The 23,158-nt window shown below is 64.1% G+C and carries 17 protein-coding genes, 1 tRNA gene and 2 pseudogenes; 13 read left to right on the plus strand and 7 right to left on the minus strand.

Translation table 11 applies throughout. The features are described 5' to 3' along the window. Nucleotides 1-57 precede the first annotated feature (57 nt). A pseudogene (locus HQN78_RS01305) lies at nucleotides 58-704 on the plus strand (HAD family hydrolase). A 65-nt stretch (nucleotides 705-769) separates the two neighbouring features. Here HQN78_RS01305 and HQN78_RS01310 read toward each other — a convergent pair. Together HQN78_RS01310 and HQN78_RS01315 are read right to left on the minus strand one after the other, a co-directional pair. After that, nucleotides 770-1,900, minus strand: coding sequence for a M14-type cytosolic carboxypeptidase (locus tag HQN78_RS01310; protein WP_235087429.1), 1,131 nt, complete (start codon nucleotides 1,898-1,900; stop codon nucleotides 770-772). Nucleotides 1,901-2,039: 139 nt separating this feature from the next. Next, entirely contained in the window at nucleotides 2,040-2,594 is a 555-nt protein-coding gene (locus tag HQN78_RS01315) for a phasin family protein (protein ID WP_019101299.1), read from the minus strand. A gap of 278 nt (nucleotides 2,595-2,872) precedes the next feature. Between HQN78_RS01315 and HQN78_RS01320 the strand changes: the two are divergent. The 3 genes and pseudogenes from HQN78_RS01320 to HQN78_RS01330 all read left to right on the plus strand — a co-directional run. Then, nucleotides 2,873-3,066 (plus strand): annotated as a pseudogene (locus tag HQN78_RS01320) (polyhydroxyalkanoate synthesis regulator DNA-binding domain-containing protein); the annotation flags it as partial. Then, nucleotides 3,064-3,357 (plus strand): PHB accumulation regulatory domain-containing protein, encoded by a 294-nt coding sequence (locus HQN78_RS25750; protein WP_370646598.1) that lies wholly within the window; start codon nucleotides 3,064-3,066, stop codon nucleotides 3,355-3,357. The pseudogene HQN78_RS01320 and the gene HQN78_RS25750, both read left to right, overlap by 3 nt. Nucleotides 3,358-3,646: 289 nt before the next feature. Beyond that, the gene (locus HQN78_RS01330; RefSeq protein WP_235087431.1) at nucleotides 3,647-4,948 is read left to right on the plus strand and encodes a tetratricopeptide repeat protein; all 1,302 of its coding nucleotides are present in this window, start codon (nucleotides 3,647-3,649) and stop codon (nucleotides 4,946-4,948) included. Between the two features lie 25 nt (nucleotides 4,949-4,973). On the opposite strand, the gene HQN78_RS01335 is transcribed toward HQN78_RS01330, so the two are convergent. Further along, a complete protein-coding gene (locus HQN78_RS01335) occupies nucleotides 4,974-5,501 on the minus strand; it encodes a TIGR00645 family protein (RefSeq protein ID WP_107798634.1) in 528 nt (175 codons plus the stop codon). A gap of 380 nt (nucleotides 5,502-5,881) precedes the next feature. On the opposite strand from HQN78_RS01335, the gene rimO reads away from it, so the two are divergent. Continuing rightward, entirely contained in the window at nucleotides 5,882-7,207 is a 1,326-nt protein-coding gene (gene rimO, locus HQN78_RS01340; protein WP_235087434.1) for a 30S ribosomal protein S12 methylthiotransferase RimO, read from the plus strand. Between the two features lie 60 nt (nucleotides 7,208-7,267). On the opposite strand, the gene hypF is transcribed toward rimO, so the two are convergent. Next, the gene (hypF, locus tag HQN78_RS01345; RefSeq protein ID WP_107798635.1) at nucleotides 7,268-9,559 is read right to left on the minus strand and encodes a carbamoyltransferase HypF; all 2,292 of its coding nucleotides are present in this window, start codon (nucleotides 9,557-9,559) and stop codon (nucleotides 7,268-7,270) included. A 494-nt stretch (nucleotides 9,560-10,053) separates the two neighbouring features. Here hypF and HQN78_RS01350 point away from each other — a divergent pair, with 494 nt between their 5' ends. After that, nucleotides 10,054-12,549: an EAL domain-containing protein gene (locus HQN78_RS01350; RefSeq protein ID WP_227104294.1), complete on the plus strand. Its 2,496-nt coding sequence runs from the start codon at nucleotides 10,054-10,056 to the stop codon at nucleotides 12,547-12,549. A 57-nt stretch (nucleotides 12,550-12,606) separates the two neighbouring features. Here the strand turns inward: HQN78_RS01350 and serS are convergent, their stop codons facing one another. Both serS and HQN78_RS01360 read right to left on the minus strand, forming a co-directional pair. Next, complete coding sequence (serS, locus tag HQN78_RS01355; RefSeq protein ID WP_107798636.1) at nucleotides 12,607-13,893, minus strand: serine--tRNA ligase; 1,287 nt, start codon at nucleotides 13,891-13,893, stop codon at nucleotides 12,607-12,609. 26 nt (nucleotides 13,894-13,919) lie between these two features. Beyond that, entirely contained in the window at nucleotides 13,920-15,236 is a 1,317-nt protein-coding gene (locus HQN78_RS01360) for a replication-associated recombination protein A (protein ID WP_227104292.1), read from the minus strand. A gap of 164 nt (nucleotides 15,237-15,400) precedes the next feature. Between HQN78_RS01360 and HQN78_RS01365 the strand changes: the two genes are divergently transcribed. The 4 genes from HQN78_RS01365 (at nucleotide 15,401) to HQN78_RS01380 (ending at nucleotide 19,585) form a co-directional block, all read left to right on the plus strand. Further along, a complete protein-coding gene (locus tag HQN78_RS01365; RefSeq protein ID WP_107798638.1) occupies nucleotides 15,401-15,931 on the plus strand; it encodes a GNAT family N-acetyltransferase in 531 nt (176 codons plus the stop codon). Nucleotides 15,932-16,122: 191 nt separating this feature from the next. Then, nucleotides 16,123-16,755, plus strand: a complete 633-nt coding sequence (locus HQN78_RS01370; protein WP_235087437.1) for a transcriptional regulator — start codon at nucleotides 16,123-16,125, stop codon at nucleotides 16,753-16,755. A gap of 125 nt (nucleotides 16,756-16,880) precedes the next feature. Then, nucleotides 16,881-18,197 (plus strand): amino acid permease, encoded by a 1,317-nt coding sequence (locus HQN78_RS01375; protein ID WP_235087440.1) that lies wholly within the window; start codon nucleotides 16,881-16,883, stop codon nucleotides 18,195-18,197. A gap of 71 nt (nucleotides 18,198-18,268) precedes the next feature. Beyond that, nucleotides 18,269-19,585, plus strand: a complete 1,317-nt coding sequence (locus HQN78_RS01380) for a serine dehydratase subunit alpha family protein (protein ID WP_235087443.1) — start codon at nucleotides 18,269-18,271, stop codon at nucleotides 19,583-19,585. Between the two features lie 251 nt (nucleotides 19,586-19,836). Here HQN78_RS01380 and HQN78_RS01385 read toward each other — a convergent pair. Then, nucleotides 19,837-19,921 (minus strand) — tRNA-Leu (locus HQN78_RS01385). A 166-nt stretch (nucleotides 19,922-20,087) separates the two neighbouring features. Between HQN78_RS01385 and HQN78_RS01390 the strand changes: the two genes are divergently transcribed. From HQN78_RS01390 to HQN78_RS25390, 3 genes are all read left to right on the plus strand, one after another. Further along, complete coding sequence (locus HQN78_RS01390) at nucleotides 20,088-20,777, plus strand: Bax inhibitor-1/YccA family protein (RefSeq protein ID WP_235087445.1); 690 nt, start codon at nucleotides 20,088-20,090, stop codon at nucleotides 20,775-20,777. A 590-nt stretch (nucleotides 20,778-21,367) separates the two neighbouring features. Then, nucleotides 21,368-21,961, plus strand: coding sequence for a S8 family serine peptidase (locus tag HQN78_RS25385; RefSeq protein WP_255701204.1), 594 nt, complete (start codon nucleotides 21,368-21,370; stop codon nucleotides 21,959-21,961). Continuing rightward, nucleotides 21,895-23,157 carry a proprotein convertase P-domain-containing protein gene (locus tag HQN78_RS25390; protein ID WP_255701205.1) on the plus strand — a complete coding sequence of 421 codons (1,263 nt, stop codon included), beginning with the start codon at nucleotides 21,895-21,897 and terminating at the stop codon, nucleotides 23,155-23,157. Before HQN78_RS25385 ends, HQN78_RS25390 begins: the two co-directional genes overlap by 67 nt. The last annotated feature ends 1 nt before the right edge of the window (nucleotide 23,158 follow it).

Raw genomic sequence — 23,158 nt, forward strand, 5'->3', positions numbered from 1 at the left:
CCGGCGGGCTGCTCGTGGTCGGCAGCCTGACGCCGCGCTCCTTCTTTGAAGCGAATCATGATCAAGGCAGTTCTATTCGATCTGGACGGCACCTTGGCCGACACCGCGCGCGATTTGGGCGCCGCGCTCAACCGTTTGCTGGCCGAGGAGGGCTGCCGCCGCAGCCGTACGCGGCGGTGCGTCCCATCGCCAGCCACGGCGCGCGCGGGCTGGTCAGCCTGGGCTTCGGCATCGACCGCGAGCACCCGCGTTTCGAGGAATATCGCTTGCGCTTTCTGGATCACTACGAGCACAGCTTCGCCGACGAGACCGTCCTGTTCGACGGCGTCAACGGCCTGATCCAGGGCTTGATGGACAAGGGCTTGCTGTGGGGCATCATCACCAATAAGCCGATGCGCTTCACCGACCGTCTGGTGCCTTCGCTGCCTTTCATCGCGGCGCCGGCGGTGACGGTCAGCGGCGACACCGTGGGCGTGCCCAAACCGGATCCGCGGCCGATGCGCTTCGCCGCCGAGCGGATCGGCATCGCGCCCGAGCATTGCCTGTACGTGGGCGACGCCGAGCGCGACATCGCCGCCGGCCGCAGCGTGGGCATGAAGACGGTGTTGGCCAACTGGGGTTACATCGCCGACAGCGACCGGCCGGCGGAATGGGGCGCCGACATCGCCATCGATCATCCGCTGCAATTGCTGGATCACGTTTAAGCGGCAATGGAAATGAAAAAAGCCACGGTTCTCCGTGGCTTTTTTGGTTTCAGCCTGATTGGTTCTCAGGCGCGCAGGTTCTGCGCAATCGCATAGATGGGCGACAAGGCCGCCTCGCCCAGGCGCAGGCTGCGCTGGCCGCTCCAGCCGAAGTCGTCGTCCGGCAGATTAGCGTTGTCCTTGAACGGCATCTCCAGCGTGAAGGCGAGACAGCCGAAGTGTTCGCACACCCAGTTGGTGGCGATGGTCATATTGGCCTTGCCCGGGGCGTTGCGCGGGTAGCCGTGTTCGGTCTGGTAGTCCGGGCTGGCCAGCAGCAGGTGGTGGCGGAACTGATCGGCCAGGGTTTCCAGGCGCTCGTTCCACGACGGCACGCCTTCGGTGCCGGCCAGGAACACATAGGGAATGTTCTCGTCGCCGTGGATGTCCAGGAACAGGTCCACGCCGGTTTCCTGCATCTTGTTGCGCACCGCCAGCACTTCCGGGCTGGTCTCCGCGCTGGGGGCCGCCCATTCGCGGTTCAGGTTGGCGCCGGCGGCGTTGGTGCGCAGATTGCCCAGCACCGAGCCGTCCGGGTTCATATTGGGCACCACGTAGAAAGTGGCGCGGTCCAGCAGCGCGCGGCTGGTGGGGTCCTGCGGGTCCAGCAGGCGGTTGAGCAGGCCTTCGATGAACCATTCGGCCATGGTTTCGCCCGGATGCTGACGGGCGATGATCCAGATCTTGAGATCCGATTCCACCTCGTGGCCTATGGTCAGCAGATTGATGTCGCGCTGCTGCACGGTAAAGCCCAGGTCGCTGACCTGGCACAGGCCGGAGCCCTGCGCCTGACCGATCAGGTTCAGATGCTGGTCGTAGGAATAGGGTTCGAAATAGGCGTAGTAGATGCTGCCGGACAGCGGCACGTGATCTATCGTCATCACGCCGTTTTCGTAGTGGGTGGGCACGCGGAACCAGTTGATGCGGTCGTAGGAGGCTACCGCCTGGTAGTCGACCCAGCCGTCCGGATAGGCGCTTTCGCCGGCGTTCAGGAAATTGAAGGTGCAGTGCTGATAAGCGGCGCCTTGCACGCGGAAGTAGAACCACTGGGCGAAATCGGCCGCATTGTCGCGGCGGATGCGCAGTTGGATGTCTTCGTAGTTGTCGGCGGAGACGATCTCGATGCTGCCGGCGTCAAAATTGCTGCTGATTTTCATGCGCTGAACCTATTGGTTTCCCGAAACGTGCTTAAGGCGGAGATTGTAAACCTGTCGCCGCTCACATGCCATCCTCAGGCGCAAGGCAAAGAAAAACCCCGTCGGCTGGACGGGGTTGCGCTTTAGCCTGAAACTGGACTTAAGCGGTGGGCGCGCGCTTGCTGGCGGTCTTCACCGCGTCGGCGGTGGCGCTGGTGGCGGCCTTGACGCTGCTGTCGGTGAACTCCACCACTTGCTGGGCGGCTTTGCTGAAGGTGTTGACCGCGGCGGCGGCGGCGGCTACCGAGCTTTTCACCGCGTTCAGCGCGGCGTCGGAGCCGGCCGGAGCGTTTTTGGCTGCGGATTCGATCGCGCCGATCAGCGACTTGTTGAAGCTGCCCAGGTTTTCTTCGGCCAGCTTGGTCAGTTCGCTTTGAGCGGAGGAAACGATGTCGTACAGATTGCGGGAATTGGCCAGAGCGGTGTCGATGTTCTGGGTGGCCAGCTTGTTCAGGTGGCTAACCGCTTCTTGCGGGTCGGTCACGCCGCTCAGCTGCTTGGCGATTTTGACGTTTTCTTCCAGCGACTGCTTGGAGATCTCCAGGTTCAGCTTGACCAGGCGCTCAGCGCTATCCAGAGTGATTTGCGAAAAGCGGAAAATGGTTTCCAGACCGTTCAGGGACAGCTTGTTCAGTTGCTCATTGCTGATGGACATAATGTATTCCTCCGCTGTGGGGTGAGACCTTAAAAGGAGATAGTCTGAATCAAAAATTTTGCACTGCACAATGACGAGTAAATGTATCATGCATTGCAGCAAAATTGGGAGCACTGACTGAAGATTTACTCTAGCGTGTTGTATTTATGATAAATTGCCGGCACACGGCACACCGTACCAAAATAAACCGGGAGCGTTACATGAGTGTTGAAAAGCGGGTCATCAAAAAGTACCCGAACCGCCGGCTGTACGATACCGCCACCAGTTCCTACATCACCTTGGGGATGTGAAGCAATTGGTGCTTGATAATGTGGATATTCAAGTCGTCGACGCCAAGAGCCAAGAGGACATCACCCGCAGTGTGCTGTTGCAGATCATCCTGGAGGAGGAGAACGGCGGCATGCCGATGTTCAGCTACGAGGTGCTGACCCAGTTCATCCGCTCCTACGGCCAGGCCATGCAGGGCATGATGGGGCCCTTCCTGGAGAACAATCTGCAACTGTTCGCCCAGCTGCAGCAGAAAATGCAGGAACAAACCCGCGCGATTTACGGCGACAACACCATGTTGAACGCCAATCTGTGGGGCGAGTTCATGAAATTTCAGGGGCCGGCGGTGCAGAACATGATGGCCAACTACATGGAACAGAGCACCAGCATGTTCCTGGACATGCAGAACCGGATGCAGGAACAGACCAAGCAACTGTTCGGCGGTTTCGCCTTCCCGGCTTACAAGCAGGGCGAGGACGACAAGGACCCGTCCTAAAGCATGTACGATCTCGCGAGCCTGCGAGACAAGGCGTTTTCAACGCCGTATCGCGCGCAGCGCAGCAGATCGCAAACAGACTCTAAGGCGCAGGCGGCCGGCTGGAACGGCCGCCTGTCCGTTTCCATCCGCCGCTTGCCCCCGGAGGGCTTGCCATGCCGATTCCCGCATGTTGGATGCCGGGCGCCGTTAGCGGCGCCCGCTACTCTTGCACGGCGTCCGCCGTGTTTCGATTTTCCCCATTTCCCATTGACGACTCTAGCCGGCCAGGCCGGCAAGGCGCCGCGCCATGTCCGCCGAAGCGCTGAGCGCCTGCCTGCGCGCGGCGCAGCGCAGCCATCTGGACGGCGACTGGGCCGAGGCGGAGCGGGCTTATCGCGCCTGCCTGCGCGATTGGCCCGCGTGCGCCGCGGCCAAATCCTTTCTGGCTTTCCTCTTGCTGCAGACGCAGCGCCCGGCCGAGGCCGAAGTCTGGCTGAGCGAGGCGATCGCCGCGGAGGCGGGTCATGCGGACTGGCATTTCAGCCTGGGCATGGCGCAGGCGTGCCAGGGCCGTTCGGGCGACGCGCGGCGAGCTTTCGCCGCGGCCGCGGAGCTGGACGGCGGCCAGCCCATGTATTGGACCAATCTGGCCGCCGCCTGCGAGCAGGACGGCGATTTCGCCGCTGCGGAACAGGCGTGCCGGCAAGCGCTGAGCGCGGACGCCGGCTGCGCCGACGCGCACTTCCTGCTGGCCGGCCTGTGTTTGCGACAGGAGCGCCATGCCGAGGCGCGGCGCCACAATGCGTTGGGCATCGTGGCCCAGCCGGCCGCGCATGGGCCGATCGCGCGCATCGAGGCGCATTGCGAGCTGGATCAGCGCGACGCGGCCCTGGCCTTGTTGCATGACTGGCTGGCGCAAGCGCCGGACGATCCGGTGGCCTTGCATCTGTTGGCCGCCTGCGGCGGCGCGGAGCCGCCGCCGCAGTGCAGCCCGGAATTCATCCGGCGGACTTTCGACGCCAACGCCGAGGCGTTTGACGCCACCCTGACCAACCTGCATTACCAGGGGCCGCAGTGGCTGGCGCAATGTCTGGAACGATTGGCGCCGCCGCCGGCCGCTCTGGACGCGCTGGATCTGGGCTGCGGCACCGGCCTGGCCGGCGGGGTCTTGCGGCCGTATGCGCGCCGCTTGCAGGGGGTGGATCTCAGCGGCGAAATGCTGGCGCGCGCCGCGGACAAGGGCGTGTACGACGTCTTGACCCAGGGCGACATCATCGAATTCCTGGCGACGGCTCCATTGCCGGTCGATCTGATCTGCTGCCTGGACACCCTCAGCTATTTTGGCGATCTGGAGCCGGCCCTGAACTGGATGGCGCGCGCGCTCAAACCGGGCGGCTTGCTGCTGTTCAGCATAGAGCGCGCGCCGCGGGCTCTGCCGGGCGGTCACCGGCTGCAGCCCTGCGGGCGCTATCTGCACGATCCGGACTGGGTGGAGGGGCTGCTGGCGGCGTGCGGGTTGGCGTTGCGGGAGCGCCGGGACATGATGTTGCGGGAGGAGGCGGGGTGTCCGGTGCCCGGCGCTTTCTATTGCGCCGAGCGCATGCCTTAGCCAAGGCCTCTGCGGGCGCCTGCGCTCAGTGCTTGCTTTGCATCAGCTTGTCGGTCCAGGCCATCACCAGCGCGGACAGCAGGAAGGTGCAATGGATCACCACCTGCCACATCACGCCCTGCTCGGTGAGCGGATTGCCGGGGCTGCCCAGATTGGACGCGCTGATGAAGGTTTTCAGCAGATGGATGGAGGAGATGCTGATCAGCGCCAGCGACAGCTTGGTCTTCAGCACGCCGGCGTTGACATGGGACAGCCATTCCGGCCGGTCCTCGTGGCTGTTCAGACTGTCGATCTTGGAGACGAAGGTTTCGTAGCCGCCCACCACCACCATGATCAGCAGATTGGCGATCATCACCACGTCGATCAGGCCCAGCACGATCAGCATGATCTGGGTTTCCGTCATGCTGGAGGCGTCGGCGACCAAGTGGATCAGTTCGAGCAGAAACTTATAGACGTACACCCCCTGGGCGACGATGAGGCCAAGATAGAGCGGAGCCTGCAGCCAGCGGCTGGCGAAAATCAGGGACTCCATGCGTGAAACGAGAGTTTTCATATCGGTATCGTGTGAGGGGTTGACGGCTCAGAAGCTGTTCAAAGTCTGCGGCGCGGCGGCGGGATTTTAGACCAGGGCGTTGAAACCGGCTTCGAAATGCTCATGCATCACTGCCACATTCCGCTTTACAGCCGTTGTCGCCTTGTCTCGCCCCAGCTCGCGAGACTTTGAACCGGCTCTCAGGCCTATATGGAGGCGTCGGATTTTACTATCAAGTGAGGTCTGAAAGGAGAGCGTCGCTCGGCGGCGTCCGCATCCGGCCCTGCGCCGGCGGGGTGAAAACGAATCGGCGAGCCCGCGGCGCAAACCCCTCCGAACGCTGCGCATCGCCTGTCAAATCGTTGTATACTCTCGCGTTTTTCTTCAGCAAGGCCATCATCATGGCAGACAAGATTCCAAGCATCGGCTTCGTGTCGCTGGGCTGTCCCAAAGCCTCCAGCGACTCCGAGCAGATCCTGACCCGCCTTCGCGCCGAAGGCTACGATATTTCCGGCAGTTACGCCGGCGCCGACCTGGTGGTGGTCAACACCTGCGGCTTCATCGATTCCGCCGTGGCCGAGTCCCTGGACGCGATCGGCGAAGCCCTGAACGAGAACGGCAAGGTCATCGTCACCGGCTGTCTGGGGGCCAAGGGCGATGTGGTGCGCGACGCGCATCCGTCGGTCTTGGCCGTGACCGGCCCGCACGCCACCGACGAGGTGATGAGCGCGGTGCACGCGCATCTGCCCAAGCCTCACGATCCCTTCGTCGATCTGGTGCCGGACATCGGCGTGCGGCTGACGCCCAAGCATTACGCCTATCTGAAGATTTCCGAAGGCTGCAACCATCGCTGCACCTTCTGCATCATCCCGTCCATGCGCGGCGATCTGGAAAGCCGGCCGATTCACGATGTGCTGCGTGAGGCGGAGAACCTGGCCAAGGCCGGGGTCAAGGAAATCCTGGTGATCTCGCAGGACACCTCGGCCTACGGCGTGGACACCAAGTACAAGCTGGGTTTCCACAACGGCCGTCCGGTGAAGACCCGGATGACCGAGCTGTGCGAGGAACTGGGCCGCCACGGCATTTGGGTGCGTCTGCATTACGTCTATCCGTATCCGCATGTGGACGAGGTGATTCCGCTGATGCGCGACGGCAAGATCCTGCCTTATCTGGATATCCCGTTCCAGCACGCCAGCCAGAAGGTGCTGAAGCTGATGAAGCGTCCGGCCAATAGCGACAATGTGCTGGCGCGTATCAAGAAATGGCGCGAGATCTGTCCGGAACTGGTGATCCGCTCCACCTTCATCGTCGGTTTCCCCGGCGAGACCGAAGAAGACTTCGAAGAGTTGCTGAGCTTTATCCGCGAGGCGGAACTGGACCGCGTAGGCTGTTTCACCTATTCGCCGGTGGAAGGCGCCACGGCCAACGATTTGCCGAACCCGCTGCCGGAAGCGGTGAAGGAGGCGCGCAAAGAGCGTTTCATGGCGGTGCAGGAAGAGATCAGCGCGCGTCGCCTGGAGCGCCGCGTCGGCCAGACCATGCAGGTGCTGGTGGACGAGATCGACGACGAAGGCACGGCGATTTGCCGCAGCTACGCGGACGCGCCGGAGATCGACGGCCTGGTGTTCGTCGAGGACGCCGCCGGCATGCGCGCGGGCGAGTTCTATTCGGTGAAGATCGTCGATTGCAGCGAGCATGATCTGTGGGGCGAGCGCCTGTCGTCCTGATTCGCCGACAAGAGCCGATCCACGCGGCGCGTCGCTTTCTGGCGACGCGCCGTTTTCATTTCAGCTCCGGCGCAGCAGGCGCTGGCGCGCCACCCAGGCCTGGCCCAGGCTCAGGCCGCCGTCGTTGGGCGGCAGCTGCTCCGCGGTCAGTGGACGCAGGCCGGCCTGCTCCAGCAGCGGCAGCAGTTGCGCCATCAACTGGCGATTGCCGCAGCAGCCGCCGGCCAGCGCCACGATGCGGGTGCCGGTGGTGCGCGCCGCCTTGATCGCCCAGTCCGCCAGCGCGGCGGCCAGCGTGGCGTGCCACAGGCTGGCGATGGCCTGGTCGTCGTCCAGCCCGCAAAGATGGCGCGCCAGCGGCGTCAGGTCCAGCAGATTGGCGCGGGTGCGCCAGCCGCCGGCCAGCGGCTCGGCCGGTCCGGCCTGAGCCTCCAGTCTTTGCGCGGCTTCGCTTTCGAAGGTTTCCACCCCGCATTGGCGGGTCAGGCCGGCGATGGCGCCGAACCAGCGGCCCAGACTGGTGCTGTCCTGGCAATCGCGGCGGATGGCGAGCTGCTTCTCCAATTGCTGGGCGCCGGGCTGGGCCGCCAGCCGCGGCGGCAGCGGTCCCAGTTCCAGGGTTTGCCACAAGGCCACGGCCAGCTTCCACGGCGGCAGCCGGCTGCGTCCCACGCCGGGCAGCGGCAGCGGCGAGATGTGGCCGATGCGCTCGCAGCTGTCGCCGTCCACCAGCATCATTTCACCGCCCCAGGCGCCGTTGTTGTGGCCTAGGCCATAGCCGTCCAGCGCCAGGCCCAGCGCCGGCTCGGTCACGCCGTGTTCGGCCAGCACCGCGCCCAGGTGGGCGTGATGGTGCTGGACCCGGATCAGCGGCACCTCCCATTGCTTGGACAGGTGTTCGGCCAACAGGCTGGAATAGGTGCCGGTTTCCAGATCGCAGGCCACCGCCTGCGGGGCGACGCCGGTGAGGTCGAGCAGATGGTCGGCCGCCTGCTGCAGCGCTTCGCAGGTCAGCGGATGGTTGAGCGCGCCGATGTATTGCGACACGAAGGCGTCCTTGCCGCGCAGCACGGTGGCGGTGGCCTTCATATAGGCGCCCAGCGCCAGCACCGGCGGGCCGTCCAGCGCCAGCGGCACCGGGTCCGGCACGAAGCCGCGCGCGCGGCGGAACAGCAGCGGCCGCCGCCGTTCCAGCGACACCACGCTGTCGTCGCAACGGGTGACGATGGCGCGGTTGTGCAGCAGGAAGACGTCGGCGACCTGGTTCAGCCGTTCGCGCGCTTCCTGGTTGCCGGTGACGATGGGCTCGCCGGACAGATTGGCGCTGCTCATCACCCACAGCCGCGAGCAGGGCTGGCGCAGCCAGCTGGCGCCGCCCGGGCGGCCCAGCGCTTCGTGGAACAGCAGCCATTGCAGCGGGGTGTAGGGCAGCATCACGCCCAGCGCGGACAGGCCGGGGGCGATGTCCGGCAGCAGCTGGTCGGCTTCGGGCTTCTTGTTCAACAGCACGATGGGGCGTTCCGGGCGCTGCAGCCAGGCGGCTTCTTCCTCGCTGACGTGGCAGAGCGCGCGGATGGATTCCACGTTCAAGGCCATGATGGCCAGCGGCTTGCCGGGGCGATGCTTGAGTTGGCGCAGCCGCGATACCGCCGCCGGGCTGGCCGCGTCGCAGACCAGATGGAAGCCGCCCAGGCCTTTCATCGCGATGCTGCGGCCCATATTGAGGATTTGCACCGCGCCGACGATGGGGTCGCCGTTCAGGCTTTGGCCGAAGCGGTCGGTCAGTTGCAGCTTGGGGCCGCACACCGGGCAGGCGGTGGGCTCGGCGTGAAAGCGGCGGCTGTTCGGGTCCAGGTATTCCTGGCGGCAGACCGGGCACAGCGGAAAGGCCAGCATGCTGGTGTTGGCGCGGTCGTAAGGCAGCCGGTGGGTGACGGTGTAGCGCGGCCCGCAATCGGTGCAGTTGATGAAGGGAAAGCGGTAGCGGCGGTCGCCGGGGGTGAACAACTCCTCCACGCAGCGCGGACAGGTGGCCACGTCGGCCGGCAGCCGGGCGTGGGTGACCGCGCCGCTGCTTTCTTCTATTTGAAAGCGTTGTTCGGCGTCGCGCAGCGGGATGTCGCGTTCTTGCAGCGCGTCGATGTGCGCCAGCGGCGGCAGCCGGGTTCGCAGCGCTTGCCGGAAGGCGCTCAGCGCCTGCGGTTCGCCCTGCAGTTCCAGCGTCACGCCTTCGCCGCTGTTGCGGACAAAGCCGGTGAGGCCGCATTCGCTGGCTGTGCGCCAGATGAAGGGACGGAAGCCGACGCCTTGAACCCGGCCCTGAACCGATAGGTGGATGCGTTGTTGGCTCATGGTGCTTGTGTCGCTGTGTGGGTGGTAGGGCAGGTCATGCGCAATGCCGCCAGTCCGAGAGGCCGTTCACGATCCGCTGCGCGGTGAGTGCTGCGTTGGGAATGCCGATGTGCTAAGCATGCATTCCGCTGTCTCCGCCGCAACGCCTGGTCCCGCTCCGGCTTGAGGGATCGTCAACAGGCTCTTAGAGGGTTTGCTGCGATGCGCAATACCTTTGTCATTTCCTTGGCGAATTTAAATTCGCCGATTCTGTTGCCAGCCTAGCAGCGCTCCCCGGTCTCGCGCTTTGTCCTAGATCATGTATATGAGTATTTGACGATTTACTGAATGCAAAGGGAATGCGCTGCGGGAGGGCGGGGCGGGAGCGGAGCGGAGATCTCGGGTCTCGACGCCGCTGCGGGGCGGGGCTGTTGCAATCCGACTACATGACGGCGGTTTGCATCGTTATAATGCCATTTGGAATTTTTACGTGAACAGCCCGGCTTGGATTGTTAATGTATTACTTAAAACAGTGTATAAAAGAAATCTCTAGCCCTGACATCCTGGCGTGCGCGGCGGATACGCCGCTGGCGGAAGCGGCGCGGCGCATGCTGCTGGCGGGCTGCGGCTCCATCGTGGTGCAGGACGAAGCGGGACGGCCGCTGGGGATTTGGACCGAGGCCGACGCGCTGGCGCTAGACCGGCTGGACGGCGCGGCCGGCATGCGGCCGGTGGGCGGCGCGATGAGCGCGCCCTTGGTGGTGCTGCCGCACGATCTGCCGGTGAGCGAGGCGGTGGCGCTATTCCGCGAGCGCGGCATCCGGCATGCGCTGGTGGAACAGGCCGGCAAGCCGTGCGGCGTGGTGTCGCTGACCGATATCGTATTGAGTCAGGGCAGCGAATCCTTTCTGGGCGTGCGGCGGGTGGTGGCGGACCGCGCGGCGCCCTTGTGCCAGCTGGGGGCGGCGGACTCGCCGGAGCAAGCGCTGGCCCTGATGCGGCTGCAGGGCGCCACCGCCTTGGCGGTGCGCTTCGACAACGGCGACTACGGCATCCTGACCCTGCGCGACCTATTGCGGCTGCTGGCCGAGGGGCGCGCGCCGGCGACCTTGGCCGAAGCCTGCTCCTGGCCGCTGTTGGGCGTGCGCGACGGCAGCAGCCTGTTGCAGGCCAGGCAGTTGATCCTGCAGCACAAGATCCGTCATCTGGCGGTGTACGACGCCGACGGCGTTCTGCTGCAGCTGCTGGGTTTTCGCGACATCATCCAGATGGTGGAGCAGGAGTTTCTGCAGGAATTGCACTCCGCCTTGCGCGAGCGCGACGACGCGCTGCTGCATTCGCGGCGCAGCTTGTTGCTGGCGGACAAGGTGTTCGAATCGACGCTGGAAGGCATTCTGATCACCGACGGCAACGGGGTGATCCAGATGGTGAACCCGGCGTTCAGCCGCATCACCGGCTATAGCAGCCAGGAGGCGCTGGGCCGCACGCCCGCCTTGCTCAAGTCCGGCCGACAGCCGGCGGATTTCTACCAGAAGCTGTGGCAAAGCCTGAAAGAGAGCGGGGTCTGGCAAGGCGAGGTGGTCAACCGCCGCAAGGGCGGCTTGCTGTACACCGAGCATCTGAGCATTACCGCCATCCGCGACGCGGACGGCGAATGCCTGCATTACGTGGCGGTGTTCTCCGACATCACCCAGCGCAAGCAGTCCGAGGAGCGGCTGCATTTTCTGGCCAATCACGACGCGCTGACCGGCTTGCCGAACCGGACGCTGTTTCTGGAGCGCTTGCAGGAGGCGATAGAGCGGGCGCCGCCGACCCAGGTCCAGTTCGCCTTGTTGTTCGTCGATCTGGACCGCTTCAAGCTGGTCAACGACACCCTGGGCCATCACGCCGGCGACGAATTGCTGGTGCGCATCGCCTCGGTGCTGTTGCAGCACGCGCCGCCGCACTCCACCGTGGCCAGGCTGTCCGGCGACGAGTTCATCCTCTTGCTGCCGACGGTGGAACGGGTTACCCAGGTGGCGGCGCTGGCGCAGCAACTGCTGGACGGCGTCACTGAGCAGTCCGGCCTGACCGGCCACGAACTGTTCATCTCGGCCAGCATAGGCATCAGCATGTATCCGGAGGACGGGGTCAGCGCGGACGCCCTGTTGGTGAACGCGGACTCGGCGATGTACCAGGCCAAGGAGCGCGGCAAGAACAATTTCCAGTTCTACACCTCGGACATGAACGCGCGGGCGATGGAGAGGCTGAAGCTGGAGTACAGCCTGCACCGCGCCTTGGCCCAAGAGGAGCTGGAGGTGTGGTATCAGCCCAAGGTGGAGTTGGCCACGCGGCGGGTGGTGGGGGCCGAGGCCTTGCTGCGTTGGCGTCATCCTGAGCTGGGCCTGATGGCGCCGGCCAAGTTCATCCCCATCGCCGAGGACGGCTCGCTGATGGTGCCGATGGGCGAATGGGTGCTGGACACCGCTTGCCGGGACTGGGCGCTGTGGCGGAGACAGGGCCTGACCCCGGGGCGGATCGCGGTCAATGTGTCCGGCCGCCAGCTCAAGTACGGCAGCTTCGCCGACACGGTGGCGCACACGCTGCGCCGGCATGGCCTGGATAGCGGCGAACTGGAGCTGGAAATCACCGAGAGCGTGGCGATGGACGAGGACTGCGGCATGGTGGAAGCCTTGCAGCGGCTGCGCGAGCTGGGCGTCTATCTGTCCATCGACGATTTTGGCACCGGCTATTCCTCGCTGTCCTATTTGAAGCGGCTGCCGGTCAAGGGCTTGAAGATAGACCGCTCCTTCATCATGGACTTGCACCATGACGGCGACGACGCCGCCATCACCCGCGCCATCATTTCCATCGGTCGCAGCCTGGGCCTGGAGTTGGTGGCCGAGGGGGTGGAGCTGGAATCGCAGCGGGACTTCTTGTTGCAGCAGGGCTGCCGTTTGGGCCAGGGTTATCTGTTCAGCAAGCCGCTGCCGCGAGCCGAGTTCGAGGCGTTGTTGGCGGCGCGGGCATGAAAAACGGCGCCCATGGCGGGCGCCGTTGTCTTCCTGCGGCGGAGGGTCAACCGGGGCTTAGCCGCCGATCTTGTCGCGGCCGCCGAAGTAAGGCCGCAGCACGGCCGGAATGGTCACGCTGCCGTCGGCGTTCTGGTAGTTTTCCAGCACCGCCACCAGGGTGCGCCCCACCGCCAGGCCGGAGCCGTTCAGCGTGTGCACCAGCTGGTTCTTGCCGTTTTCGTCCTTGTAGCGCGCCATCATGCGGCGGGACTGGAAGGCCTCGCAGTTGGAGCAGCTGGAGATTTCGCGATAGGTGTTCTGCGCCGGCAGCCAGACTTCCAGATCGTAAGTCTTGGCGGCGCCGAAGCCCATGTCGCCGGTGCACAGCGTGATCACGCGGTAGGGCAGTTCCAGCGCCTTGAGGATGTTCTCGGCGTGGCCGACCATGTCTTCCAGCGCGGCGTAGGAGTCTTCCGGCTTCTCGATGCGCACCATCTCCACCTTGTCGAACTGGTGCTGGCGGATCATGCCGCGGGTGTCGCGGCCGTAGCTGCCGGCTTCCGAACGGAAGCAGGGCGAGTGCGCGGTCAGTTTCAGCGGCAGCTCCTCGGCCTTGAGGATGCTGTTGCTGACGGTGTTGGTCAGGGTGATTTCCGAGGTGGAGATCAGGTACTGGTCCACATTGCCTTCTTCGCCGCCCTTGGTCACCTTGAACATGTCTTCGGCGAACTTGGGCAGTTGGCCGGTGCCCAGCAGCGCGCTGTCGTTGACGATGTAGGGGGTGTAGTGCTCGACGTAGCCGTGATCGCCGGTATGGGTGTTCAGCATGAACTGGGCGATGGCGCGGTGCAGCCGGGCGATGTCGCCCTTGAGCACGGTGAAGCGCGCGCCGGACAGCTTGGCGCCGGTGTCGAAATCCAGGCCCAGCGGCGCGCCCACGTCGACGTGGTCTTTCACTTCGAAGTCGAACTGGCGCGGCGCGCCCACGCGGCGCACTTCCACATTGTCGTTTTCGTCCTTGCCCGCCGGCACCGATTCGTGCGGCAGGTTGGGGATGGACATCAGCCAGGCGTCCAGCTGTTTTTGCACCGCGTCGAAACCTTGTTCGGCGGCTTTCAATTCGTCGCCCAGCGTCGCCACTTCGGCCAGGATGGCTGACACGTCTTCGCCCTTGCCCTTGGCCACGCCGATCTGCTTGGAGGAGGCGTTGCGCTTGGCTTGCAGTTCCTGCATGCGGGTTTGCAGGGATTTGCGTTCGGACTCCAGCTGGTTGAAGGCTGCGGTGTCCAGGGTGTAGCCGCGGCCGGCCAGACGGGCGGCGACGGCTTCGATGTCGTTGCGAAGCAGATTGATGTCGAGCATGGTTAGGTTGGTCCTGTTTCTTTCACTTATTCGGAGTCTTGCCGGGCGTCGTCGTCGAGCTGACGCAGGAAATCCAGCTTGTCCCTTATTTTGCTTTCCAGTCCGCGCGGAGTCGGCTGATACCAGCGCATGTCCTCCAATCCTTCCGGCAGATAGGTCTCGCCGGCGGCGTAGGCATGGGGTTCGTCATGGGCGTAACGGTATTCGTGGCCGTAGCCCAACTCCTTCATCAGCCGAGTGGGCGCATTGCGCAAGTGTACCGGCACCGGCCGGGATTTGTCCTGCTTGATGAAGGCGCGGGCCTCATTATACGCCTTGTAGCCGGCGTTGCTCTTGGCGGCCACGGCCAAATACAGCGCGGCTTGAGCCAGCGCAAGTTCGCCTTCCGGGCTGCCCAGGCGCTCGTAGGTGGCGGCGGCGTCGTTGGCGATCTGCATCGCGCGCGGATCGGCCAGACCGATGTCCTCCCAGGCCATGCGCACCAGCCGGCGCGCCAGATAGCGCGCGTCGGCGCCGCCGTCCAGCATCCGCGTCAGCCAGTACAGCGCCGCGTCCGGATTGGAGCCGCGCACCGATTTGTGCAGCGCGGAGATCTGGTCGTAGAAATCGTCGCCGCCCTTGTCGAAGCGGCGCGCGTTGACGGTCAGCACCTCGGACAGGAAGTCGCGGTCTATCTGACCGGTCTTGCGCGCGTAGGCGGCGGTGCGGGTCTGTTCCAGCAGGTTGAGGAAGCGGCGGGCGTCGCCGTCGGCGTAGCCGGTCAGGGTGTCGATGGCGGCGTCGTCGAAGCTCAGCCCCTCCAGCGCACCGTTGGCGGCGGCGCGTTCGAACAATTGGCGCAGCTCTTCTTCGTCCAGGCTGTTGAGCACATAGACCTGGGCGCGGGACAAGAGCGCGGAATTGACCTCGAAAGAGGGGTTTTCCGTCGTGGCGCCGATGAAGGTCAGCAGGCCGGATTCGACGAAGGGCAGGAAGGCGTCCTGCTGGCTCTTGTTGAAGCGGTGCACCTCGTCGACGAACAAGATGGTGTGGCGGCCGGAGCGCTGCAGCGCGGCGTGCGCGCGCTCCACCGCCTCGCGGATGTCCTTGACGCCGGAGAACACCGCCGACAGCGGGATGAATTCAGCGTCGAAGCTGGCGGCGAGTATGCGCGCCAGCGTGGTTTTGCCTACGCCGGGCGGGCCCCACAGAATCATCGAGTGCGGGGTGCTCGCTTCCACCGCCAGCCGCAGCGGCTTGCCGGGGCCGATCAGGTGCCGCTGGCCGATCACCTCGTCGAGGCGGCCGGGACGCAGCGCTTCAGCCAGCGGTTTTTTCGGTTCATTGGCAAACAGATCGTTCATGGCGGGGTTCTGCGGCGGGGAAAATCAAAGCGACAGTATATCAGTTGATCCGCCGGGCGCGGCTGCCGCGCGGATTTGTTGCGGCGCAAAAAATCTGGCGAGGACGGGGGATTGCTGGCAAATTGTTTCCATCGTCATGAGACGGGGAATAAAGGGGATAAACAATGCAAGCCATGGATACCGGCCGCCTGATTCTGCGGCCCTTCGACGAAAACGACCTGGACGCTTTTTACCGGCTCGGCACCGTGGCCGAGGCCATCCGCTATGTGGGCAATACGCCCTTCGGCTCGCGCGAACAGGCTTTGCAAGCGATGCGCGACGGCCCGCTGGCGGACTACGAAAAACACGGTTTCGGCCGAGTGGCCTGCGTGTGGAAGGACAGCGGCGAGGTGATCGGCTTCAGCGGCCTGAAATACATGGCGGCGGTGGACGCGGTGGAGCTGGGCTATCGCTTTCTGCCCGAGTACTGGGGCCTGGGCCTCGCCACCGAGTCCGGCCGCGCCTGTCTGCGTCTGGCGCGGGACGTCTACGCGCTGGATAGGCTGGTGGGCCTGGTGCACCCCGACAACGCCGGGTCCGCGCGCGTGCTGGGCAAACTGGGTTTCGCGGTGGAGGGGAGGGTGAGTTTGGACTTCATTCCGGACACGCCGGTGGAGGTGTTCGCCAGGCGCTTGCTGGCCGACGAGGCCTTGTGAAGCGAGCGCTCGAAGATCTGACCCGAATTCTGCAACCCGCCGCGCCGGCGGGTTTTTTCATTGGGCGCCACCAGGGTGGGATCTGGCGGTTTTGCCGAATTTGACGCGCGTCAAATGCGCTCGTGGTTGCGCATGACATGGGTGAAATCTGATGCATAGAATCTCGCCGTGATAATTTTTTTGTCATCGCCATGAAACTGCATCTAGACGCCGAAGTGCTCGCCGACTTCGTATCCGCCCTGTTGGGACCGGACAGCGAGGTGGCGGTGCACGATCTGTCCAATCCCAGCGCTTCGCTCAAAATCATCCGCAACGGGCATGTGTCCGGCCGCAGCGTCGGCGCGCCGGCCACCGATCTCGCCTTGAGCATGGCGCGGGAGTGTTCCGGCAAGGGCGGCGAGGATTACCGGCTGAACTACCGCAGCAAGACCAGGAGCGGCGTATCGCTGCGCTCGTCCACCTTGGTGATCAAGGACGACGCCGGCCGCGCGCAGGCCATGCTTTGCGTCAACTCCGACGACAGCCGCTACAAGCGCGCGCTGGAGGCGGTGCAGGCGCTGCTGCCGGCGGAACTGTCTCACGATCCGCACCAGGAAACGCTGTCGCAGGGTATCGACGATGTGGGCGTGGGCATCATGCAAAGCGTGTTGGAGCAATACGCGATCGATCCGGCGCGCTTGTCCGGCGATGAAAAATTGGAGGCGATCCGGGAATTGAATCAGCGCGGCTTGTTTTCCGTCCGCGGATTCGTCGGCAAGGCTGCGCAGGCGCTGGAGATTTCCGAGCCCACGCTTTACCGCTATCTGAAGCAGTGTCGTGACTGAGGGCTTCTGATTCGCGTCCGTCGTCCCTTCCCGCGCTGTTGGCGCAGCGCGGCGGGGACATCCAAGCATCCGGTTGGCGCCGGAGCGCTTGGGACAGCAATGAAACCACTAAAGGATCAACGAGTATGGACATCACCCAGGTGGGCGTCAAGCCCAGGGCAAGCGCTGCCGAGCGCGCGGGAATGAGCGAGGCGGAGTGGCGGGAGGCGGTGCGTTTCGACGGCATCGACCGCGGTTGGGTCGTGATGAGCATAGGCATGGCGATAGGCGCCGGCATTGTGTTCCTGCCGGTGCAGGTGGGGCTGATGGGCTTGTGGGTTTTCCTGCTGTCGTCCGTCATCGGCTATCCGGCGATGTATCTGTTTCAGCGTCTGTTCATCAACACCCTGGCGGAGTCCCCCGAGTGCAAGGACTACCCTAGCGTGATCAGCGGCTACCTGGGCAAGAACTGGGGCATTTTGCTGGGCGCGTTGTACTTCATCATGTTGGTGATCTGGGTCTTTGTGTATTCGACCGCCATCACCAACGACAGCGCCTCCTTTCTGCACAGCTTCGGCGTCACCGAGACCTTGTTGTCCGCCAACCCCTTCTACGGACTGGGCCTGATCTGTCTCTTGGTGGCGCTGGCCTCCCGCGGCGAGCGACTGCTGTTCAAGATTTCCACCGGCATGGTGTTGACCAAGCTGGGCGTGGTGGCGGTGCTGGGCCTGGCCATGGTGTCGGAATGGAAGCTGGTCAATGTGGGCGCTTTTCCGTCCGTGGGCAGCCTGATCAAGGACGCCATCATCATGCTGCCGTTCACGCTGACCTCCATTCTGTTTATCCAGAGCCTGAGCCCGATGGTGATTTCCTACCGCGCGCGGGAAAAGTCGCGCAAGGTGGCGCAATACAAGGCGATGCGGGCGATGAACATCGCCTTTGGCATCCTCTTCGTCACCGTCTTTTTCTATGCGGTGTCCTTCACTCTGGCGATGGGGCATGAGCAGGCGGTCAAGGCCTCGCATGAAAACATCTCGGCCCTGGCCATGGTGGCCAGCAGCATGCCGGGCGATATGGTCAAGCTGTTCAGCCTGATCCTGAATATTTTCGCGGTGATGACCGCGTACTTCGGCGTTTATCTGGGCTTCCGCGAGGCCTGCCAGGGCCTCGCGATGAATCTGCTGCGCCGGGTGATGCCGGAGGAGCGCATCCGTCCGGATTGGGTGGCCAAGGGCATCATGGTGTTCACCGTGCTGCTGTCCTGGGGCGCCATCGTGCTGAACGCGCCGGTGCTGAGTTTCACCTCGATCTGCAGCCCGGTCTTCGGCCTGGTGGGCTGCTTGATCCCGGCCTATCTGGTCTACCAAGTGCCCTTCCTGCACAAATACAAGGGCGGCGTGCTCAAGATCATCATCGCCACCGGCCTGCTGTTGTGCGTGTCGCCCTTCCTGGCCTTCTCCTGATTTCCGCCGCCGTTCCATTTTGCGGGCGGCGGCAAGACTTTGATTTAATTTGATTGGAAAGCGTAATCACCATGTGTACATCGACTCTCAACACTGATTTGTGGCCGAAGTTCGTCAAGGCGGCGCGCGCGGAAGTGGCGCCGGCGCTGGGTTGCACCGAGCCGATTTCATTGGCCTTGGCCTGTGCCATCGCCGCCAAGACGCTGGGCTGCGCGCCTGAGCGCATCGAGGCGCGGGTATCGCCCAATCTGATGAAGAACGGCATGGGCGTGACCGTGCCGGGCACCGGCGCCGTGGGCCTGCAGATCGCCGCCGCGGTGGGCGCGCTGGGCGGCGATCCGGACGGCAAGCTGGAGGTGCTCAAGGGTTTGAGCGGCGAAACGGTGGACGCAGCCAAGCGCATGCTCGCCGAGCATCGCGTGACGCTGAGCATCGCGGACGTGCCCAACATCCTCTATTCGGAAGCCCGGGTTTTCGCCGGCGAGGAGACGGCCCGCGTCTGCATCGCCGATTCGCACACCCATGTGGTGCTGATCGAACGCAATGGCACGGCGTTGTTCCGCGCTGAACTCGAGACCTCCGGCCAGGCCGGCGCCGCGTACGATTTTTCCGACGCGACGGCGCGGGATGTCTACGACTTCGCCACCCAGGCGCCGCTGGACATGATGGACTTCATCCACGAGGCGGCCACCTTGAACGAGGCGCTGTCGCGGGCGGGCATGGGAGGGCAGTTCGGCCTGCATATCGGCGCGACCTTGCACAAGCAGGTGAGCGCCGGCTTGCTGTCGGATAATCTGCTGACCCGCATTCTCACCCGCACCACGGCGGCGTCCGACGCCCGCATGGGCGGCGCCACCCTGCCGGCGATGAGCAATTCCGGTTCCGGCAACCAGGGTATCGCCGCCACCATGCCGGTGGTGGTGGTGGCCGAGCATGTCGGCGCCGACCGGGAAACCCTGACGCGGGCGCTGATGCTGTCTCACTTGATGGCGATTTACATTCACGCCCGCTTGCCCAAGCTGTCCGCGCTGTGCGCGGTCACCACCGCGTCCATGGGCGCGGCGGCGGGCATGGCCCATCTGTTGGGCGGCGGCTACGCGGTGGCCGGCATGGCCATTTCGAGCATGATAGGCGACCTGGCCGGCATGATCTGCGACGGCGCGTCCAATAGCTGCGCGATGAAGGTGTCCACCTCGGCCGGCTCGGCCTACAAGGCGGTGTTGATGGCCTTGGACGGCGTGTGCGTGGCCGGCAGCGACGGCATCGTCGAGTGCGAACTGGACGCCTCCATTGCCAACCTGGGCAAGCTGGCCAGCCAGGGCATGGTGCAGACCGATGTGCAGATTCTGAAAATCATGATGGACAAGCAGGCGGCCGCCGCGAGCTGATGCGGCGGCGGGTTTGCGCGCAGCCGGCGTCCGGCTTGACGCCCTCGAAGCGTAACGGTTTCGGGGGCGTTCCTCATGGCGTGGCGTGTTTGCGTTTGCAGCGTCCAGCACGAGAATCGGGCAGGCGATGGCGCAAAACGACAGTGTCTTGCGGCGCGCGCGTGATGATTCCGGACGCGGAAAATCGCCGCTGTGCGGGTTTTTAAGGGGAGGGCCGCGGCGCTGCGCCGCTAGGAGCTAAAACCAGGAGATGGTGCGAAAGGAGAGACTCGAACTCTCACGCCTTGCGGCGCTGGAACCTAAATCCAGTGCGTCTACCAATTCCGCCACTTTCGCTTTGATGCCGCTTGCAAATCCGGCCAGAAGCCCTAATTTGCAAGGGAGTGCAAGAATACCCGAAGCGCTTTCCCGGCGCAAGCCGGCCCGCCTGGAAACTTATTGCCACGGCGGCGGTCACTGTCGGTACAATTTGATAAAAATCCCTTTGGAGAAAGGCTTAATTATGCACCCGAACCTTGAGACGGCCTATCAGACGACCGGTATGGCCGAGGTACGCCATAAGGTTCTTCGCAATACTTATGGTTTGCTGGGCTTGTCGATGATCCCCACAGTGATGGGGGCCATCGTCGGCACCAATATGAATTTCGGCTTCCTGGCCGGCAGCCCCATCATCGGCATGCTGGCGATCCTGGCCGTGTTTTACGGCCTGGTGTTCGCCATCGAGAAAAACCGCTACAGCTCGGCCGGCGTGTTCCTGATGCTGGGCTTCACCTTCCTGATGGGCTTGCTGTTGGGGCCCTTGCTGCAACTGGCGTTCAAGTTTTCCAATGGCGGCCAGCTGATCATGACCGCAGGCGCGGCCACCGCGCTGGTGTTTTTCGTGATGGCGGGCATCGCCACCACCACCAAGCGCGATCTGAGCGGCCTGGGCAATTTCCTGACCGTGGGCGCCATCGTGCTGATGGTGGCGGTGGTGGCCAACATCTTCCTGCGCATCCCGGCCTTCCATCTGATGATCTCGGCGGCCTTCGCGCTGTTCAGCTCGCTGATGATTCTGTGGCAGGTCAAGGTGGTGGTGGACGGCGGCGAGGACAGCTATATTTCCGCCGCGCTGTCCATCTACATCAGCATCTACAATCTGTTCACCAGCTTGCTGCAACTGCTGCTGGCCTTCGCCGGCGAGCGCGACTAAAACCCGCGCCGGCATCGCCTTCCAATCAAAACGCCCCGTCCGGGGCGTTTTTTTGTTCCTTTTTTTTCCCTTCCCTAGCGCTTCTGTCTGACAAATCCTGACGCCCGCCCACCGGTCCGGCGGCGCTTTCGGCTGGCCGCTCGCGGCGTGGCTGGCGGTGGCTTGTCTAGTCCTTTTCCTGCTAAGCGGTTGATTTTGACAAGATTTTTCGGGCTTTGTTGCTTCGTGTTGTCATATTTGCGAATGGGAATTATTGCATTTTGTATTATGAAGTTTTTATATACGATAAAAATAAATAGGACTTTGGCATTTTTGGTTTTGATGATTCACTGCTTAGGCAGGCGCCGCTTGGGCCGGCTGAACGCGGCGACGGACGCCGCCTCGGCGGCCCGGCGCGAGCGCCGACGCAGGTTCGCCGCATGGCGCCCGGAGCAGGGCGGCTAGTGTTCCGGGTTTGGGCGCCGGCGAAGAACCGAGGATTTCACCGCCGCTGGCAGGCGGCGGCGAATGGCCGGGAGCGATGGGGTGGCAGCCCCGGACTCGCGGCGGTTGTTCCCTATCGACAGCAGTTTCGACACTTAGGAGATGCAATGCGTATCCATATCACGGTGGGCGCGGTTTCGCTGGCCCTGGCGTCCCTGGCCGGTCAGGCCGCAACGCCCTTGCAAGCGGGAGATCCGCTGGTGTCCCAGCAATGGTTCCTGCAAAACACGGGGCAGAACGCGTTTTCGCAACGCGGCGGCGTGGCCGGCATCGATCTGAACCTGGCGCTCAGCCATTCGCGCAGCATCCAGGGCCGCGGCGTGACGGTGACCGTCATCGACGACGGCTTGGAAATCCGCCATCCGGACCTGGCGGGCAATGTGGTGCCCGGTTCCAAGAACCTGGCCAACAATAGCGACGACCCGACCCCCAGCTCGGCCACCGACAGCCACGGCACGGCCGTGGCCGGCATCGCCGCCGCGGTGGGTTTCAACAATCTGGGCGGCCGCGGCGTGGCGCCGGCGGCCAGCCTGAACGGCTTCAACTGGCTGAAGGCGCAAACCACCGCCGGTTGGATGTTGTCTCACGGCAAGTCGCCGAGCGACAGCGCCGGCCAGTCGTCCACCCTCTCCGCGTGTTCAACCAGAGCTACGGCAGCTCGGCGATCCGCTCGATCCCGGGCAATCCGGACACCGATATGACGCTGCGGGTGCGCGACGAGGCGCACGAGGACGTCAGCCTGCGCAGCAACGGCGGCAAGGGCGCGGTCTTCGTCAAGTCGGCGGGCAACGCCTACGTCAGCTTCCAGTCCGGCTCTGACGACGACGGCAAGCCCACTTATGTCTTGGCCAAGGCCGGCAACGACGGCCTGCCGATCCAGGACTCCAACCTGACCACCGACAACAGCAATTACTGGAACGTGGTGGTATCGGCCTTGAACGCCGACGGCGTGCGCTCGTCCTACTCCTCGGTGGGCGCCAACGTGCTCTTGACCTCACCGGGCGGCGAGTACGGCACCGCCAGCCCGGCGATGGTGACCACCGATCTGGTGGGTTGCGACCGCGGCTCCAACTCCACGCTGCGTCCGTCCACCAATCAGTTGCACGGCGGCACTGCGCTGGACCCGAATTGCGATTACCGCGGCACCATGAACGGCACCTCCGCCGCGGCGCCGGCCGCCTCCGGTTCGTTTGCGGTGCTGATGTCGGCGTATCCCAATCTGAGCGCGCGCGATGTGCGTGATCTGCTGATCAAATCGGCGCGCAAAGTGGACGCCAACCATGCCGGCGTGACCCTGGCGTTCAAGGATGCCAAGGGCGGCGCGCACAGCTACCAGGCTTTGCCGGGATGGCAGAACAACGCCGCCGGCCTCGCTTTCCACCCGTTCTACGGCTTCGGCCTGATCGATGTGGACAAGGCGGTGGAACTGGGTCGCAATCACAAGCCGCTGACGGCGCTGGAGAAGACGCGCTGGCAGACGGTGTCGGTGATGAAGGCGATTCCGGACGCCAGCGAAGCCGGCCTGGACAGCGCGTTCACCCATGCCGAGGATTTGACGGTGGAAGCGGTGCAGGTGCTGGTGGACGCGAAACACGGCCGCGCCAACGACCTGGCGGTGGAGCTGATCTCGCCGGCCGGCACCCGCTCGGTATTGCTGTCGCCGCGCACCGGCCTGGTGAATGAGAGCTACGGCCTGAACCAGCAGCGCCTGTTGTCCAACCACTTCTACGGCGAATCGGCGCGCGGCCAATGGCGGCTGCGCGTGATCGACACCAACGGCGCCGAGTACTATTACGACTACCGCGACGCTCAGGGTCAGCGCACGCTGAGCCTGCCCAACGCCGCCGGCACCCTGCGGTCTTGGTCCATCCGCTTCATCGGCCACAAAGGAGCATAAC

Origin of the sequence: Chromobacterium sp. Beijing (assembly GCF_021496765.1) — a bacterium.
GTDB lineage: Bacteria > Pseudomonadota > Gammaproteobacteria > Burkholderiales > Chromobacteriaceae > Chromobacterium.